At 59.6% G+C, this 14,365-nt stretch carries 10 protein-coding genes and 4 tRNA genes; 13 read left to right on the top strand and 1 reads right to left on the bottom strand.

What is annotated here, in order from left to right:
* Window positions 1–232 precede the first annotated feature (232 nt).
* The 13 genes from AB3X89_RS37405 (at window position 233) to rpoC (ending at window position 14,164) form a co-directional block, all read left to right on the top strand.
* Window positions 233–318 (top strand) — tRNA-Tyr (locus tag AB3X89_RS37405).
* A 39-nt stretch (window positions 319–357) separates the two neighbouring features.
* Window positions 358–431: transfer RNA gene (locus AB3X89_RS37400), tRNA-Gly, on the top strand.
* Window positions 432–447: 16 nt separating this feature from the next.
* A tRNA-Thr gene (locus AB3X89_RS37395) sits at window positions 448–522 on the top strand.
* A gap of 62 nt (window positions 523–584) precedes the next feature.
* Complete coding sequence (tuf, locus tag AB3X89_RS37390) at window positions 585–1,775, top strand: elongation factor Tu (RefSeq protein ID WP_013090760.1); 1,191 nt, start codon at window positions 585–587, stop codon at window positions 1,773–1,775.
* A 64-nt stretch (window positions 1,776–1,839) separates the two neighbouring features.
* Window positions 1,840–1,915 (top strand) — tRNA-Trp (locus AB3X89_RS37385).
* A 34-nt stretch (window positions 1,916–1,949) separates the two neighbouring features.
* On the top strand, window positions 1,950–2,330 hold the full coding sequence (secE, locus tag AB3X89_RS37380) for a preprotein translocase subunit SecE (protein WP_368587693.1): 381 nt from the start codon (window positions 1,950–1,952) through the stop codon (window positions 2,328–2,330).
* Window position 2,331: 1 nt separating this feature from the next.
* On the top strand, window positions 2,332–2,889 hold the full coding sequence (nusG, locus tag AB3X89_RS37375) for a transcription termination/antitermination protein NusG (protein ID WP_075303275.1): 558 nt from the start codon (window positions 2,332–2,334) through the stop codon (window positions 2,887–2,889).
* Between the two features lie 160 nt (window positions 2,890–3,049).
* Complete coding sequence (rplK, locus tag AB3X89_RS37370) at window positions 3,050–3,481, top strand: 50S ribosomal protein L11 (protein WP_008922976.1); 432 nt, start codon at window positions 3,050–3,052, stop codon at window positions 3,479–3,481.
* Complete coding sequence (gene rplA / locus AB3X89_RS37365) at window positions 3,482–4,180, top strand: 50S ribosomal protein L1 (protein ID WP_013090766.1); 699 nt, start codon at window positions 3,482–3,484, stop codon at window positions 4,178–4,180. It begins immediately after the preceding gene.
* Between the two features lie 303 nt (window positions 4,181–4,483).
* Entirely contained in the window at window positions 4,484–4,987 is a 504-nt protein-coding gene (rplJ, locus tag AB3X89_RS37360) for a 50S ribosomal protein L10 (RefSeq protein ID WP_115781228.1), read from the top strand.
* 63 nt (window positions 4,988–5,050) lie between these two features.
* Window positions 5,051–5,428 (top strand): 50S ribosomal protein L7/L12, encoded by a 378-nt coding sequence (rplL, locus tag AB3X89_RS37355; protein ID WP_018420143.1) that lies wholly within the window; start codon window positions 5,051–5,053, stop codon window positions 5,426–5,428.
* A 369-nt stretch (window positions 5,429–5,797) separates the two neighbouring features.
* Window positions 5,798–9,904, top strand: coding sequence for a DNA-directed RNA polymerase subunit beta (rpoB, locus tag AB3X89_RS37350; protein ID WP_368587692.1), 4,107 nt, complete (start codon window positions 5,798–5,800; stop codon window positions 9,902–9,904).
* Window positions 9,905–9,925: 21 nt separating this feature from the next.
* Entirely contained in the window at window positions 9,926–14,164 is a 4,239-nt protein-coding gene (gene rpoC / locus AB3X89_RS37345) for a DNA-directed RNA polymerase subunit beta' (protein WP_176381088.1), read from the top strand.
* 77 nt (window positions 14,165–14,241) lie between these two features.
* On the opposite strand, the gene AB3X89_RS37340 is transcribed toward rpoC, so the two are convergent.
* Window positions 14,242–14,365 (bottom strand): transposase (locus AB3X89_RS37340; RefSeq protein WP_199125460.1); only part of this gene is annotated, 124 nt, incomplete at its 5' end.

The following is a 14,365-nucleotide window of genomic DNA, read 5'->3' as shown; positions in this document are numbered from 1 at the left end:
CCGAACAGGACCGTGAAACGACTCCACGCCGATGATAGTGCGGATTGCCCGTGTGAAAGTAGGTAATCGTCAGGCTCCCCCACAAGCCAGAAACCCCACCCCCAGCGGTGGGGTTTTTGCGTTTACGGAAAGCTAACAGCCAATCACTATATAAGTGAGAGCTTTGCGATCGGAACGGTCAAGCAGGTCTTGACAAAACGATGTTGTTCCCCCATAATCGTTAGTTCTCTGCGGAGGGGTGCCCGAGTGGCTAAAGGGGGCAGACTGTAAATCTGTTGGCTTACGCCTACGTTGGTTCGAATCCAACCTCCTCCACCAGAATGCAAGTTGTAGCAGTTGTTGGGAATCCATGGCCTTGCGGGTGTAGCTCAATGGTAGAGCAGAAGCCTTCCAAGCTTACGACGAGGGTTCGATTCCCTTCACCCGCTCCAGCAACACAGATGTAACGCCCATGTGGCTCAGTGGTAGAGCACTCCCTTGGTAAGGGAGAGGTCGGCAGTTCGATCCTGCCCATGGGCACCAGAAGTACTCGGTGATTGTTTGCGCCCGGCGCAACGTACGGAAAATCCTCTTAGGAGTCGAAAATGGCCAAGGGTAAGTTTGAGCGGACCAAGCCGCACGTGAACGTGGGCACGATCGGTCACGTTGACCACGGCAAGACCACGCTGACGGCAGCGATCACGACGGTTCTGACGCAGAAGTTTGGCGGCGAGGCGAAGGCCTACGACCAGATCGACGCGGCGCCGGAAGAAAAGGCGCGTGGCATTACCATCAATACCGCGCACGTCGAGTACGAAACGGCTAACCGCCACTACGCACACGTCGACTGCCCGGGCCACGCTGACTACGTGAAGAACATGATCACGGGCGCGGCACAGATGGACGGCGCGATCCTGGTGTGCTCGGCTGCTGACGGCCCGATGCCGCAAACGCGTGAGCACATCCTGCTGGCGCGTCAGGTTGGCGTTCCGTACATCATCGTGTTCCTGAACAAGTGCGACATGGTGGACGACGCCGAGCTGCTGGAGCTCGTCGAGATGGAAGTGCGCGAACTTCTGTCGAAGTACGACTTCCCGGGCGACGACACGCCGATCATCAAGGGTTCGGCCAAGCTGGCGCTGGAAGGCGACAAGGGCGAGCTGGGCGAAGTGGCGATCATGAACCTGGCCGACGCGCTGGACACGTACATCCCGACGCCGGAGCGCGCGGTTGACGGTTCGTTCCTGATGCCGGTGGAAGACGTGTTCTCGATCTCGGGTCGTGGCACGGTGGTGACGGGCCGCGTCGAGCGTGGCGTGATCAAGGTCGGCGAGGAAATCGAGATCGTCGGTATCCGGGCAACGGCCAAGACGACCTGCACGGGCGTGGAAATGTTCCGCAAGCTGCTCGACCAGGGTCAGGCCGGCGACAACGTTGGTATCCTGCTGCGCGGCACGAAGCGTGAAGACGTGGAGCGTGGTCAGGTTCTGGCCAAGCCGGGTTCGATCAACCCGCACACCCACTTCACGGCTGAAGTGTACGTGCTCAGCAAGGACGAAGGCGGCCGTCACACGCCGTTCTTCAACAACTACCGTCCGCAGTTCTACTTCCGTACGACCGACGTGACGGGCTCGATTGAGCTGCCGAAGGACAAGGAAATGGTGATGCCGGGCGACAACGTGTCGATCACGGTGAAGCTGATCAACCCGATCGCGATGGAAGAAGGTCTCCGCTTCGCAATCCGCGAAGGTGGCCGTACGGTCGGCGCTGGTGTCGTCGCAAAGATCATCGAGTAACGCCAGACAGTTCTCGATAATCGGCTGTATCGGGGTTGGCGGTGTCGTCAACCCCACATGGTTTAGGGGTATAGCTCAACTGGCAGAGCGTCGGTCTCCAAAACCGAAGGTTGGGGGTTCGATTCCCTCTGCCCCTGCCAACTATCGCGTCGTAGTGGCGCTCGTTAAGGTGTTATGGCGAATCCTTCCGTCGAAACTGTGAATACATCCGTCGACAAGATGATGTTGATCGCCGGTGTGTTGCTGGTCTTGGCCGGGTTCGTGGGGTTCTTCTGGCTTAGTGGCCAGGAATGGTACATCCGCGGAGCCGCCTTGGCTGTTGGTGCGATCGCGGGTGTCGCAGTCGGGCTTCTCTCAGCGCCGGGCAAGGGTTTCATCGCTTTCGCCAGAGACTCGTACAAAGAAGTCCGTAAGGTCGTTTGGCCGACTCGCAAAGAAGCCACCCAAACGACGCTTGTAGTGTTCGGCTTCGTAGTCGTGATGGCCATCTTCCTCTGGATTTGTGATAAATCCATTGAGTGGGCGATTTTCTCGGCGATTCTGGGTTGGAAATGATATGAGTGATACTCCGGCATCCCCGAGCGGCAAACGTTGGTACGTGGTGCACGCATACTCAGGTATGGAGAAGAGTGTGCAGCGAGCGCTCCAAGAGCGCATTGAGCGGGCTGGCATGCAGGATCAGTTTGGCCAGATCCTCGTTCCCACAGAAGAAGTTGTTGAGGTAAAGGGCGGTCACAAATCAGTGACGGAACGCCGTTTCTTCCCCGGCTACGTTCTAGTCGAGATGGAAATGACGGATGAAACGTGGCACCTGGTGAAGAACACGGCCAAGGTGACCGGTTTTGTAGGGGGGGCGCGCAACCGCCCTAGTCCGATTTCCCCGCGGGAAGTCGAAAAAATCATGTCGCAAATGCAGGAGGGCGTGGAGAAGCCACGTCCGAAGACCCTGTTCGAAGTGGGCGAGATGGTGCGGGTAAAAGAAGGCCCGTTCACAGATTTCAACGGCAGCGTCGAAGAAGTGAACTACGAAAAGTCGCGAGTCCGTGTTTCCGTTACGATCTTCGGCCGGGCAACGCCGGTCGAGTTGGAATTCGGTCAGGTCGAAAAGTTGTAGTCCTAGTTTTACGGAACGCACCGCTGGGTGCGTTCCGTATTTCGCGCTTACGGTCCGCGTAATGGCCGTTGAGGAGCGTAATTAGCCAAGCGTCGGCGAACACGCGCTACTACTCACTGAGCGTCCGCACGTAGGTCGGCGTTCCAAAGAGGTTCTCGAAATGGCAAAGAAAATTATCGGCTTTATTAAGCTGCAGATTCCTGCAGGTAAAGCCAACCCGTCGCCGCCGGTTGGTCCGGCACTGGGTCAGCGCGGCCTAAACATCATGGAGTTCTGCAAGGCGTTCAACGCGCAGACTCAAGCAATGGAGCCGGGTCTGCCGATTCCTGTTGTGATCACGGCATTCGCAGACAAGAGCTTCACATTCGTTCTGAAGACGCCGCCGGCAACGGTTTTGATCAAGAAGGCAGCGAAGCTCGACAAGGGTTCAAGCAAGCCGCATACCGACAAGGTCGGCAAGATCACCCGCGCTCAAGCCGAAGATATCGCCAAGACCAAGATGCCCGATCTGACGGCTGCTGATTTGGACGCAGCGGTTCGTACGATCGCTGGTAGCGCCCGCTCGATGGGCATCACCGTGGAGGGCGTGTAAATGGCTAAGCTTTCGAAGCGTCTGCAAGCATTTGCAGCCAAAGTGGATCGTCAGAAGCTGTATCCGATCGAGGATGCTTTGTCGCTCGTGAAGGAATGTGCAAGCGCGAAGTTCGACGAGTCGATCGACGTCGCCGTGCAACTCGGCATCGACGCAAAGAAATCGGATCAAGTGGTTCGTGGCTCGGTCGTGCTGCCGGCTGGTACTGGTAAGTCGGTCCGTGTCGCTGTGTTCGCGCAGGGCGACAAGGCTGAGCAGGCTCGTGCGGCTGGTGCTGACGTCGTCGGTATGGAAGACCTCGCTGAACAGGTCAAGGCCGGCAACCTGAACTTCGACATCGTGATCGCTTCGCCGGACACGATGCGTATTGTCGGTACGCTCGGTCAGATCCTCGGCCCGCGCGGTCTGATGCCGAACCCGAAGGTCGGCACGGTCACGCCGGACGTCGCGACCGCGGTCAAGAACGCCAAGGCGGGTCAGGTGCAATTCCGTGTCGACAAGGCCGGTATCATCCACGCAACGATCGGCCGTGCTTCGTTCGAACCGGCAGCTCTGCGCAACAACCTGAACGCGCTGATCGAAGCGCTGCAAAAGGCGAAGCCGGCAACGAGCAAGGGTGTGTACCTCCGCAAGGTCGCTCTGTCGAGCACGATGGGTGTTGGCGTTCGCGTCGACCAAACGTCGATCGCTGCACAGTAATGAATTTGGCCGCTCCGGTGCGAATCGGAGCGGTTTTTATGGGCTTTGGGCGGTTGCGAGGTGGCAGTCTGCACTGCGCAACCGGTTGTCAAAGACCGTTGGCGGGCACGCAGCAGGTAGGCGGGTCCTTAATGTAAAGCCAACGCAGATGGCGAACCCGAAAAGGTTTTGTAGTGATGAAGCCGTCGGATGTCCGTGGGAATGCGGGCTTCGGACGGTCGAAATACTCCTGACTGGTCGGACGCCGTTATTGAATGCGGTACACATGGCGCACGCTGCGTGTATCGAATCTGGAGGTTAACCGTGCCACTCAACAAAGAAAGCAAGCAGGCCGTCGTCGCTGAGGTTGCCGCGCAAGTCGCGAAAGCTCAGACCGTGGTTCTGGCTGAGTATCGTGGAATCGCGGTTGGCGATCTGACCAAGCTGCGCGCGAAAGCGCGTGAGCAACAGGTTTACCTTCGCGTGTTGAAGAACACGCTGGCGCGTCGCGCCGTTGAGGGTACCCCGTTTGCTCCGCTGGCAGAGCAGATGACTGGCCCCCTGATCTACGGCATCTCGGAAGATGCAATTGCTGCTGCTAAGGTCGTCAATGACTTCAGCAAGAGCAATGACAAGTTGGTCATCAAGGCTGGTTCCTACGAAGGCAAGGTGATGGACAAGGCGGGCGTGCAAGCGCTGGCAAACATCCCGAGCCGCGAAGAACTGCTCTCCAAGCTGTTGTTCGTTATGCAGGCACCTGTTTCTGGCTTTGCGCGCGCTCTGGCCGCGCTTGCAGAAAAGAAACAAGGCGAAGAAACCGCTGCGTAATGCACTTCAGTCGAGCGTAATTGATCGCTGGCTGTATCCGAATTCAATTTAGGAGTATTTCAAATGGCAATCGCAAAAGAAGACATCCTCGAAGCCGTAGGCTCGATGTCGGTTCTGGAACTGAACGAGCTGGTCAAGGCGTTCGAAGAAAAGTTTGGCGTGTCGGCAGCTGCTGTTGCAGTGGCAGGCCCGGCAGGTGCAGCCGGCGGCGCAGCTGCTGCTGAAGAGCAGACCGAATTCACGGTCATCCTGGCTGAGACCGGTGCAAACAAGGTTTCGGTCATTAAGGCTGTTCGCGAACTGACGGGTCTCGGCCTGAAGGAAGCGAAGGATCTGGTCGACGGCGCACCGAAGCCCGTTAAGGAAGCGGTGCCCAAGGCTGCTGCTGAAGAAGCCAAGAAGAAGCTGGAAGAAGCCGGCGCGAAGGTTGAAATCAAGTAAGCTTCAGCGCGCTGTGCGAAGGCTGGCGGTTTTCCACCGCCGGCCTTTTTGTGCTTTGTGGAGGACGCGTTTTTGCAGGTGTATGCCAGCAGGAATGTGATTTCCAGAAGCCAAAGAGAAACGCCCTCGGTAATATTGACCGGCGTTTCTCTTTGTCTTCTGAAGCGACTGCAGAAGGCAAGTTTGGTCGGGTAGCGGGCAACACAGGCATCCGCTGCCGTCAGCCAGCGGTTGGTAGCGGCCAACCACCAAGCTTCTAGGCTCGTTCAAGCCATCGGACGGCCATCGGGTCTCAGTCGGTGAACACTCGGGTTGTCTCATCAAGGTATCCTGCCTCGACAACTATGCCCGCCGTGATTCGGAGATCGTATGCAATATTCCTTCACCGAGAAGAAGCGTATTCGCAAGAGTTTTGCGAAGCGCCCCATCGTTCACCAAGTACCTTTCCTGCTGGCTACCCAGCTTGAATCATTCAGCACGTTTCTGCAAGCAGATACGTCGTCTACTCAACGCAAGCCGGTAGGCCTGCAGGCCGCGTTCACTTCCGTTTTCCCGATCGTTTCGCACAACGGTTTCGCGCGTCTCGAGTTCGTCAGCTACATGCTGTCTCCGCCGGCATTCAACATCAAGGAATGCCAGCAGCGCGGTCTGACGTACTGCTCGGCGCTGCGCGCCAAGGTGCGTCTGGTGCTGCTCGACAAGGAATCGCCGAGCAAGCCGGTCGTCAAGGAAGTGAAGGAACAGGAAGTATACATGGGCGAAATTCCGCTCATGACACCGACCGGTTCGTTCGTCATCAACGGCACGGAACGTGTGATCGTTTCGCAGCTGCACCGTTCGCCGGGTGTGTTCTTCGAACACGACAAGGGCAAGACGCACAGCTCGGGCAAGCTGCTGTTTTCGGCACGTATCATTCCTTACCGTGGCTCGTGGCTCGACTTCGAGTTCGACCCGAAGGACGTGCTGTACTTCCGCGTCGACCGCCGCCGCAAGATGCCGGTCACGATCCTGTTGAAGGCAATCGGCCTGACGCCGGAACAGATCCTCGCAAACTTCTTCGTGTTCGACAATTTCACGCTGATGCCGGAAGGCGCGCAGATGGAATTCGTGCCGGAGCGTCTGCGCGGTGAAGTCGCGCGCTTCGATATCACGGACCGCGACGGCAACGTGATCGTCCAGAAGGACAAGCGGATCAACGCCAAGCATATTCGCGACCTCGACAACGCGAAGACCAAGTTGATCTCGGTACCGGAAGACTATCTGCTCGGCCGCGTGCTCGCGAAGAACGTGATCGACGGCGATACGGGTGAAGTCATCGCGAACGCGAACGACGAAATCACGGAATCCGTGCTCGAGAAGCTGCGCGAAGCGAAGATCAAGGACATCCAGACGCTCTATACGAACGATCTGGACCAGGGTCCGTACATCTCGTCGACGCTGCGTATCGACGAAACGGCCGACAAGATGGCCGCGCGCATCGCAATCTACCGCATGATGCGCCCGGGCGAGCCGCCGACCGAAGAAGCGGTCGAGGCGTTGTTCAACCGCCTGTTCTACAGCGAAGAAGCGTACGACCTGTCGAAGGTGGGTCGTATGAAGTTCAACCGCCGCGTCGGCCGTGACGAAATCGTCGGCCCGATGACGCTGCAGGACGACGACATCCTCGCGACGATCAAGATCCTCGTCGAACTGCGCAACGGCAAGGGCGAAGTGGACGACATCGACCACCTCGGTAACCGTCGTGTGCGTTGCGTCGGCGAACTCGCGGAGAACCAGTTCCGTGCGGGCCTCGTGCGTGTCGAACGTGCTGTGAAGGAACGCCTCGGCCAGGCCGAAAGCGAAAACCTGATGCCGCACGACCTGATCAACTCGAAGCCGATTTCGTCGGCGATTCGCGAGTTCTTCGGTTCGTCGCAGCTGTCTCAGTTCATGGACCAGACCAACCCGCTGTCGGAAATCACGCACAAGCGTCGTGTTTCCGCACTTGGCCCGGGCGGTCTGACGCGTGAGCGCGCCGGCTTCGAAGTCCGCGACGTGCATCCGACCCACTACGGCCGTGTGTGCCCGATTGAAACGCCGGAAGGACCGAACATCGGTCTGATCAACTCGCTCGCTCTGTACGCGCACCTGAACGAATACGGCTTCCTCGAAACGCCGTATCGTAAGGTTGCCGACGGCAAGGTGACCGACCAGATCGATTACCTGTCGGCGATCGAAGAAGGCCGTTACGTGATCGCTCAGGCGAACGCGGCGGTGGCCGACGACGGCACGCTGACCGACGAACTCGTGTCGTCGCGTGAAGCGGGCGAAACGCTGATGGTCACGCCGGACCGCATCCAGTACATGGACGTGGCGCCGTCGCAGATCGTGTCGGTCGCAGCTTCGCTGATCCCGTTCCTCGAGCACGACGACGCGAACCGCGCATTGATGGGCTCGAACATGCAGCGCCAAGCTGTGCCGTGTCTGCGTCCGGAAAAGCCGGTCGTCGGTACGGGCATCGAGCGCACCGTGGCGGTCGACTCGGGCACGACGGTTCAGGCACTGCGTGGCGGAGTGGTCGATTACGTCGACGCGGGCCGTATCGTGATTCGCGTGAATGACGACGAAGCGGTCGCAGGTGAAGTCGGTGTCGACATTTACAACCTGATCAAGTACACGCGTTCGAACCAGAACACGAACATCAACCAGCGTCCGATCGTGAAGATGGGCGACAAGGTTGCGCGCGGTGACGTGCTGGCTGACGGCGCATCGACCGATCTGGGCGAGCTCGCGCTCGGCCAGAACATGTTGATCGCGTTCATGCCGTGGAACGGCTACAACTTCGAAGACTCGATCCTGATCTCGGAGAAGGTGGTTGCGGACGACCGTTACACGTCGATCCACATCGAAGAACTGAACGTCGTTGCTCGCGACACGAAGCTCGGACCGGAAGAAATCACGCGCGACATCTCGAACCTCGCGGAAGTGCAGCTTGGCCGTCTCGACGAGTCGGGCATCGTTTACATCGGCGCGGAAGTCGAAGCGGGCGACGTGCTGGTCGGCAAGGTCACGCCGAAGGGCGAAACCCAGCTGACTCCGGAAGAGAAGCTGCTGCGCGCGATCTTCGGTGAGAAGGCGTCTGACGTGAAGGACACGTCGCTGCGTGTGCCGTCGGGCATGAGCGGTACCGTGATCGACGTTCAGGTGTTCACGCGTGAAGGCATCCAGCGCGACAAGCGCGCCCAACAGATCATCGACGATGAACTGAAGCGCTATCGTCTCGACCTGAACGACCAGCTGCGTATCGTGGAAGGCGATGCGTTCCAGCGTCTCGCGCGTATGCTCGAAGGCAAGGTCGCGAACGGCGGTCCGAAGAAGCTCGCGAAAGGCACGAAGATCGAGCGCGCTTACCTTGAAGATCTGGACCACTACCACTGGTTCGACATCCGCCTCGCGGATGAAGAAGCAGCAGCCCAGCTCGAGGCGATCAAGAACTCGATCGAAGAGAAGCGTCACCAGTTCGATCTCGCGTTCGAAGAGAAGCGCAAGAAGCTGACCCAGGGCGACGAACTGCCGCCGGGCGTGCTGAAGATGGTGAAGGTGTATCTGGCGGTGAAACGCCGTCTGCAGCCCGGCGACAAGATGGCAGGCCGTCACGGTAACAAGGGTGTCGTGTCGAAGATCGTGCCGATCGAAGACATGCCGTACATGGCCGACGGCCGTCCGGCTGACGTCGTTCTGAACCCGCTCGGCGTGCCGTCGCGGATGAACGTGGGTCAGGTTCTCGAAGTGCATCTGGGTTGGGCCGCGAAGGGTCTCGGCTGGCGTATCGGCGAAATGCTCCAGCGTCAGGCGAAGATCGCAGAACTGCGCGAATTCCTGATCAAGATCTACAACGAATCAGGCCGTGCCGAAGAGCTGGATAGCTTCAGCGACGACGAAATCCTCGAACTGGCGAAGAACCTGCGCGAAGGCGTGCCGTTCGCAACGCCGGTGTTCGACGGTGCGACGGAAGAAGAAATGTCGCGCGCGCTGGATCTGGCGTTCCCGGACGACATCGCTGAAAACCTCGGCATGACGCCGTCGAAGAACCAGGTGCGTCTGTTCGACGGCCGCACGGGCGAGATGTTCGAACGTACGGTGACGGTCGGCTACATGCACTACCTGAAGCTGCACCACCTGGTCGACGACAAGATGCACGCGCGTTCCACGGGTCCATACTCGCTCGTGACGCAGCAGCCGTTGGGCGGTAAGGCGCAGTTCGGTGGCCAGCGTTTCGGTGAGATGGAAGTGTGGGCGCTCGAGGCGTACGGCGCATCGTACGTGCTGCAGGAAATGCTGACGGTGAAGTCGGACGACGTGACCGGCCGGACCAAGGTTTACGAGAACCTGGTGAAGGGCGATCACGTGATCGATGCCGGCATGCCTGAGTCGTTCAACGTGTTGGTGAAGGAAATCCGGTCGCTGGGTATCGACATCGACCTGGACCGGAACTAATCGGACTACTGGAGAGAAGCGATGAAAGCTTTGCTCGATCTATTCAAGCAAGTCCAACAACCTGAAGTTTTTGACGCGATCAAGATCGGTCTGGCCTCGCCTGACAAGATCCGTTCGTGGTCGTTCGGTGAAGTCAAAAAGCCGGAAACCATCAACTACCGCACGTTCAAGCCGGAGCGCGATGGTCTGTTCTGCGCGAAGATCTTCGGTCCGATCAAGGACTACGAATGCCTTTGCGGCAAGTACAAGCGCCTGAAGCACCGCGGCGTGATCTGCGAGAAGTGCGGCGTCGAAGTGACGCTCGCGAAGGTGCGTCGCGAGCGCATGGGCCACATTGAACTGGCCTCGCCGGTCGCGCACATCTGGTTCCTGAAGTCGCTGCCGTCGCGTCTGGGCATGGTCCTCGACATGACGTTGCGCGATATCGAGCGCGTGCTGTACTTCGAAGCATACGTGGTGATCGATCCGGGCATGACGCCGCTCAAAGCGCGGCAGATCATGACCGAAGAGGATTACTACAACAAGGTCGAGGAATACGGTGACGAATTCCGTGCCGAAATGGGCGCGGAAGGTATTCGCGAGCTGCTGCGTGCGATCAACATCGACGAGCAGGTCGAAATGCTGCGCACGGAACTGCGCAACACCGGCTCGGAAGCGAAGATCAAGAAGTACGCGAAGCGCCTGAAGGTGCTCGAGGCGTTCCAGCGTTCGGGCATCAAGCCGGACTGGATGGTCCTCGAAGTGCTGCCGGTGCTGCCGCCGGAACTGCGTCCGCTGGTGCCGCTCGACGGCGGCCGTTTCGCGACGTCGGATCTGAACGACCTGTATCGCCGCGTGATCAACCGTAACAACCGGTTGAAGCGTCTGCTCGAGCTGAAGGCGCCTGAAATCATCGTCCGCAACGAAAAGCGGATGCTGCAGGAAGCCGTCGACTCGCTGCTCGACAACGGCCGTCGCGGCAAGGCGATGACCGGTGCGAACAAGCGTCCGCTGAAGTCGCTCGCTGACATGATCAAGGGTAAGGGCGGTCGCTTCCGTCAGAACCTGCTCGGTAAGCGTGTCGACTACTCCGGCCGTTCGGTGATCGTGGTCGGCCCGACGCTTAAGCTGCATCAGTGCGGTCTGCCGAAGCTGATGGCACTCGAACTGTTCAAGCCGTTCATCTTCAACAAGCTCGAAGTGATGGGTGTCGCTACCACCATCAAGGCTGCGAAGAAGGAAGTCGAGAACCAGACGCCGGTGGTGTGGGACATCCTCGAAGAGGTGATCCGCGAACATCCGGTCATGCTGAACCGTGCGCCGACGCTGCACCGTCTCGGCATCCAGGCTTTCGAGCCCGTGCTGATCGAAGGTAAGGCAATCCAGCTGCACCCGCTCGTCTGCGCGGCGTTCAACGCCGACTTCGACGGTGACCAGATGGCCGTTCATGTGCCGCTGTCGCTCGAAGCGCAGATGGAAGCGCGCACGCTCATGCTCGCGTCGAACAACGTGCTGTTCCCGGCAAACGGCGATCCGTCGATCGTGCCGTCGCAGGACATCGTGCTCGGACTGTACTACGCGACGCGCGAAGCGGTGAACGGCAAGGGCGAAGGCCTGACGTTCACGGGCGTGTCGGAAGTGCTGCGCGCGTACGAGAACAAGGAAGTCGAGCTTGCCTCGCGCGTCAACGTGCGGATCACCGAAATGGTCCACAACGAAGACAAGTCGGAAGGCGCGCCGGCGTTCGTGCCGAAGATCACGCTGTACGCGACCACGGTTGGCCGCTCGATCCTGTCGGAAATCCTGCCGCCGGGTCTGCCGTTCTCGGTGCTGAACAAGCCGCTGAAGAAGAAGGAAATCTCGCGTCTGATCAACACCGCGTTCCGCAAGTGCGGTCTGCGTGAGACGGTGATTTTCGCCGACCAGTTGATGCAGTCGGGCTTCCGTCTGGCAACGCGCGCTGGTATTTCGATCTGCGTCGACGACATGCTCGTGCCGCCGCAGAAAGAAACTATCGTCGGCGATGCCGCGAAGAAGGTCAAGGAATACGACCGTCAGTACATGTCGGGTCTCGTCACCGCCCAGGAACGCTACAACAACGTGGTCGACATCTGGTCGGCAACGTCGGAAGCAGTCGGCAAGGCGATGATGGAACAGCTGTCGACGGAACCGGTCACGGACCGTGACGGCAACCAGACGCGTCAGGAGTCGTTCAACTCCATCTACATGATGGCGGACTCGGGCGCTCGTGGTTCCGCGGTTCAGATTCGTCAGCTGGCAGGTATGCGCGGCCTGATGGCGAAGCCGGACGGCTCGATCATCGAGACGCCGATTACGGCGAACTTCCGCGAAGGTCTGAACGTGTTGCAGTACTTCATCTCGACCCACGGTGCACGTAAGGGTCTGGCTGATACGGCGCTGAAGACCGCGAACTCGGGTTATCTGACGCGTCGTCTGGTCGACGTGACGCAGGATCTGGTCGTCGTCGAGGAAGATTGCGGCACGTCGAACGGCGTGGCGATGAAGGCGCTGGTGGAAGGCGGTGAAGTGGTCGAAGCGCTGCGTGACCGTATTCTGGGTCGCGTGGCCGTGGCTGACATCGTCAACCCGGAATCGCAGGAAACGCTGTTCGAAGCGGGCACGTTGCTCGACGAAGACGCGGTCGAAGATATCGAACGCCTCGGCATCGACGAAGTGCGCGTGCGCACGCCGCTCACCTGCGAAACGCGCTACGGTCTGTGCGCGGCCTGCTACGGTCGCGACCTCGGCCGCGGCTCGCTGGTGAACGTCGGCGAAGCGGTCGGCGTGATCGCGGCGCAGTCGATCGGTGAACCGGGCACGCAGCTCACGATGCGTACGTTCCACATCGGTGGCGCGGCGTCGCGTGCGGCGGTGGCTTCGTCGGTCGAAGCGAAGTCGAACGGTACGGTGCGTTTCACGTCGACGATGCGTTACGTCACGAATGCGAAGGGCGAACAGATCGTCATCTCGCGTTCGGGCGAAGCGATGATCACCGACGATCACGGCCGCGAGCGCGAGCGTCACAAGGTGCCGTACGGCGCGACGCTGCTGCAGCTCGACGGTGCGCAGATCAAGGCCGGCACGCAACTGGCCACGTGGGATCCGATGACGCGTCCGATCATCACCGAGTACGGTGGTACGGTGAAGTTCGAGAACGTCGAGGAAGGCGTGACGGTCGCGAAGCAGATCGACGACGTGACGGGTCTGTCCACGCTCGTCGTGATCGACGTGAAGCGTCGTGGTTCGCAGGCGTCGAAGACGGTGCGTCCGCAGGTCAAGCTGCTCGATGCGAACGGCGAGGAAGTGAAGATCCCGAACACCGAGCACTCGGTGCAGATCGGCTTCCAGGTCGGCGCGCTGATCACCGTGAAGGACGGTCAGCAGGTGCAGGTCGGTGAAGTGCTTGCACGTATCCCGACCGAATCGCAGAAGACGCGTGACATTACCGGTGGTCTGCCGCGTGTGGCGGAACTGTTCGAAGCACGTTCGCCGAAGGACGCAGGTATCCTGGCGGAAGTCACGGGTACGACGTCGTTCGGTAAGGACACGAAGGGCAAGCAGCGTCTCGTTATCACGGACCTCGAGGGCAACCAGCACGAGTTCCTGATCGCGAAGGAGAAGCAGGTTCTGGTGCACGATGGTCAGGTCGTCAACAAGGGCGAAATGATCGTCGACGGACCGGCGGATCCGCACGACATCCTGCGTCTGCAGGGCGTCGAGGCGCTGTCGCGTTACATCGTGGACGAAGTGCAGGACGTGTACCGTCTGCAGGGCGTGAAGATCAACGACAAGCACATTGAAGTGATCGTGCGTCAGATGCTGCGCCGCGTCCAGATCACCGACAACGGCGATACGCGTTTCATCCCGGGCGAACAGGTCGAGCGATCGGACATGCTCGACGAGAACGACCGTATGATCGCGGAAGACAAGCGTCCGGCAACATACGAAAACGTGCTGCTTGGTATCACGAAGGCGTCGCTGTCGACCGATTCGTTTATCTCCGCGGCGTCGTTCCAGGAAACGACCCGCGTGCTGACCGAAGCGGCGATCATGGGCAAGCGCGACGACCTGCGTGGCCTGAAGGAAAACGTGATCGTCGGCCGTCTGATTCCGGCCGGTACGGGTCTCGCGTTCCACAAGGCGCGCAAGAGCAAGGAACTGGCCGACCGCGAGCGTTTCGATCAGATCGCAGCGGAAGAGTCGTTCGAATTCGGTACGCCGGAAACCCCGGCCGCCGAACAGCAGCACTCGGGCGAGTAAGTGCTGGCGGCGCAAGCCGCCTTGCCTGACGCGCCACCAAAGCCGCTCAGTTTCGACTGAGCGGCTTTTTTTTTGGTTCATCGAGGATTTCCGGGGAACGCGGCGCGGATTTTGAGGAAGAAGTACTCCTCGTCGCGGTACCCGTAAGCTCTGCGCTTGATGACCTTGATCGTGTTGTTGATCCCTTCAACGATGCTGGTG

It is taken from the genome of Paraburkholderia sp. BR14320, assembly GCF_040948665.1.
Taxonomy (GTDB): Bacteria; Pseudomonadota; Gammaproteobacteria; order Burkholderiales; family Burkholderiaceae; genus Paraburkholderia; species Paraburkholderia youngii.
This window is presented reverse-complemented; position numbering and strand designations above follow the sequence as displayed.

Bases quoted from the DNA above. Each gene is read 5' to 3' on its own strand.
- tuf (WP_013090760.1), top strand. From the start codon at position 585: ATGGCCAAGGGTAAGTTTGAGCGGACCAAGCCGCACGTGAACGTGGGC.
- rplK (WP_008922976.1), top strand. From the start codon at position 3,050: ATGGCAAAGAAAATTATCGGCTTTATTAAGCTGCAGATTCCTGCAGGT.
- rpoC (WP_176381088.1), top strand. From the start codon at position 9,926: ATGAAAGCTTTGCTCGATCTATTCAAGCAAGTCCAACAACCTGAAGTT.
- secE (WP_368587693.1), top strand. From the start codon at position 1,950: ATGGCGAATCCTTCCGTCGAAACTGTGAATACATCCGTCGACAAGATG.
- rpoB (WP_368587692.1), top strand. From the start codon at position 5,798: ATGCAATATTCCTTCACCGAGAAGAAGCGTATTCGCAAGAGTTTTGCG.
- rplL (WP_018420143.1), top strand. From the start codon at position 5,051: ATGGCAATCGCAAAAGAAGACATCCTCGAAGCCGTAGGCTCGATGTCG.
- rplA (WP_013090766.1), top strand. From the start codon at position 3,482: ATGGCTAAGCTTTCGAAGCGTCTGCAAGCATTTGCAGCCAAAGTGGAT.
- nusG (WP_075303275.1), top strand. From the start codon at position 2,332: ATGAGTGATACTCCGGCATCCCCGAGCGGCAAACGTTGGTACGTGGTG.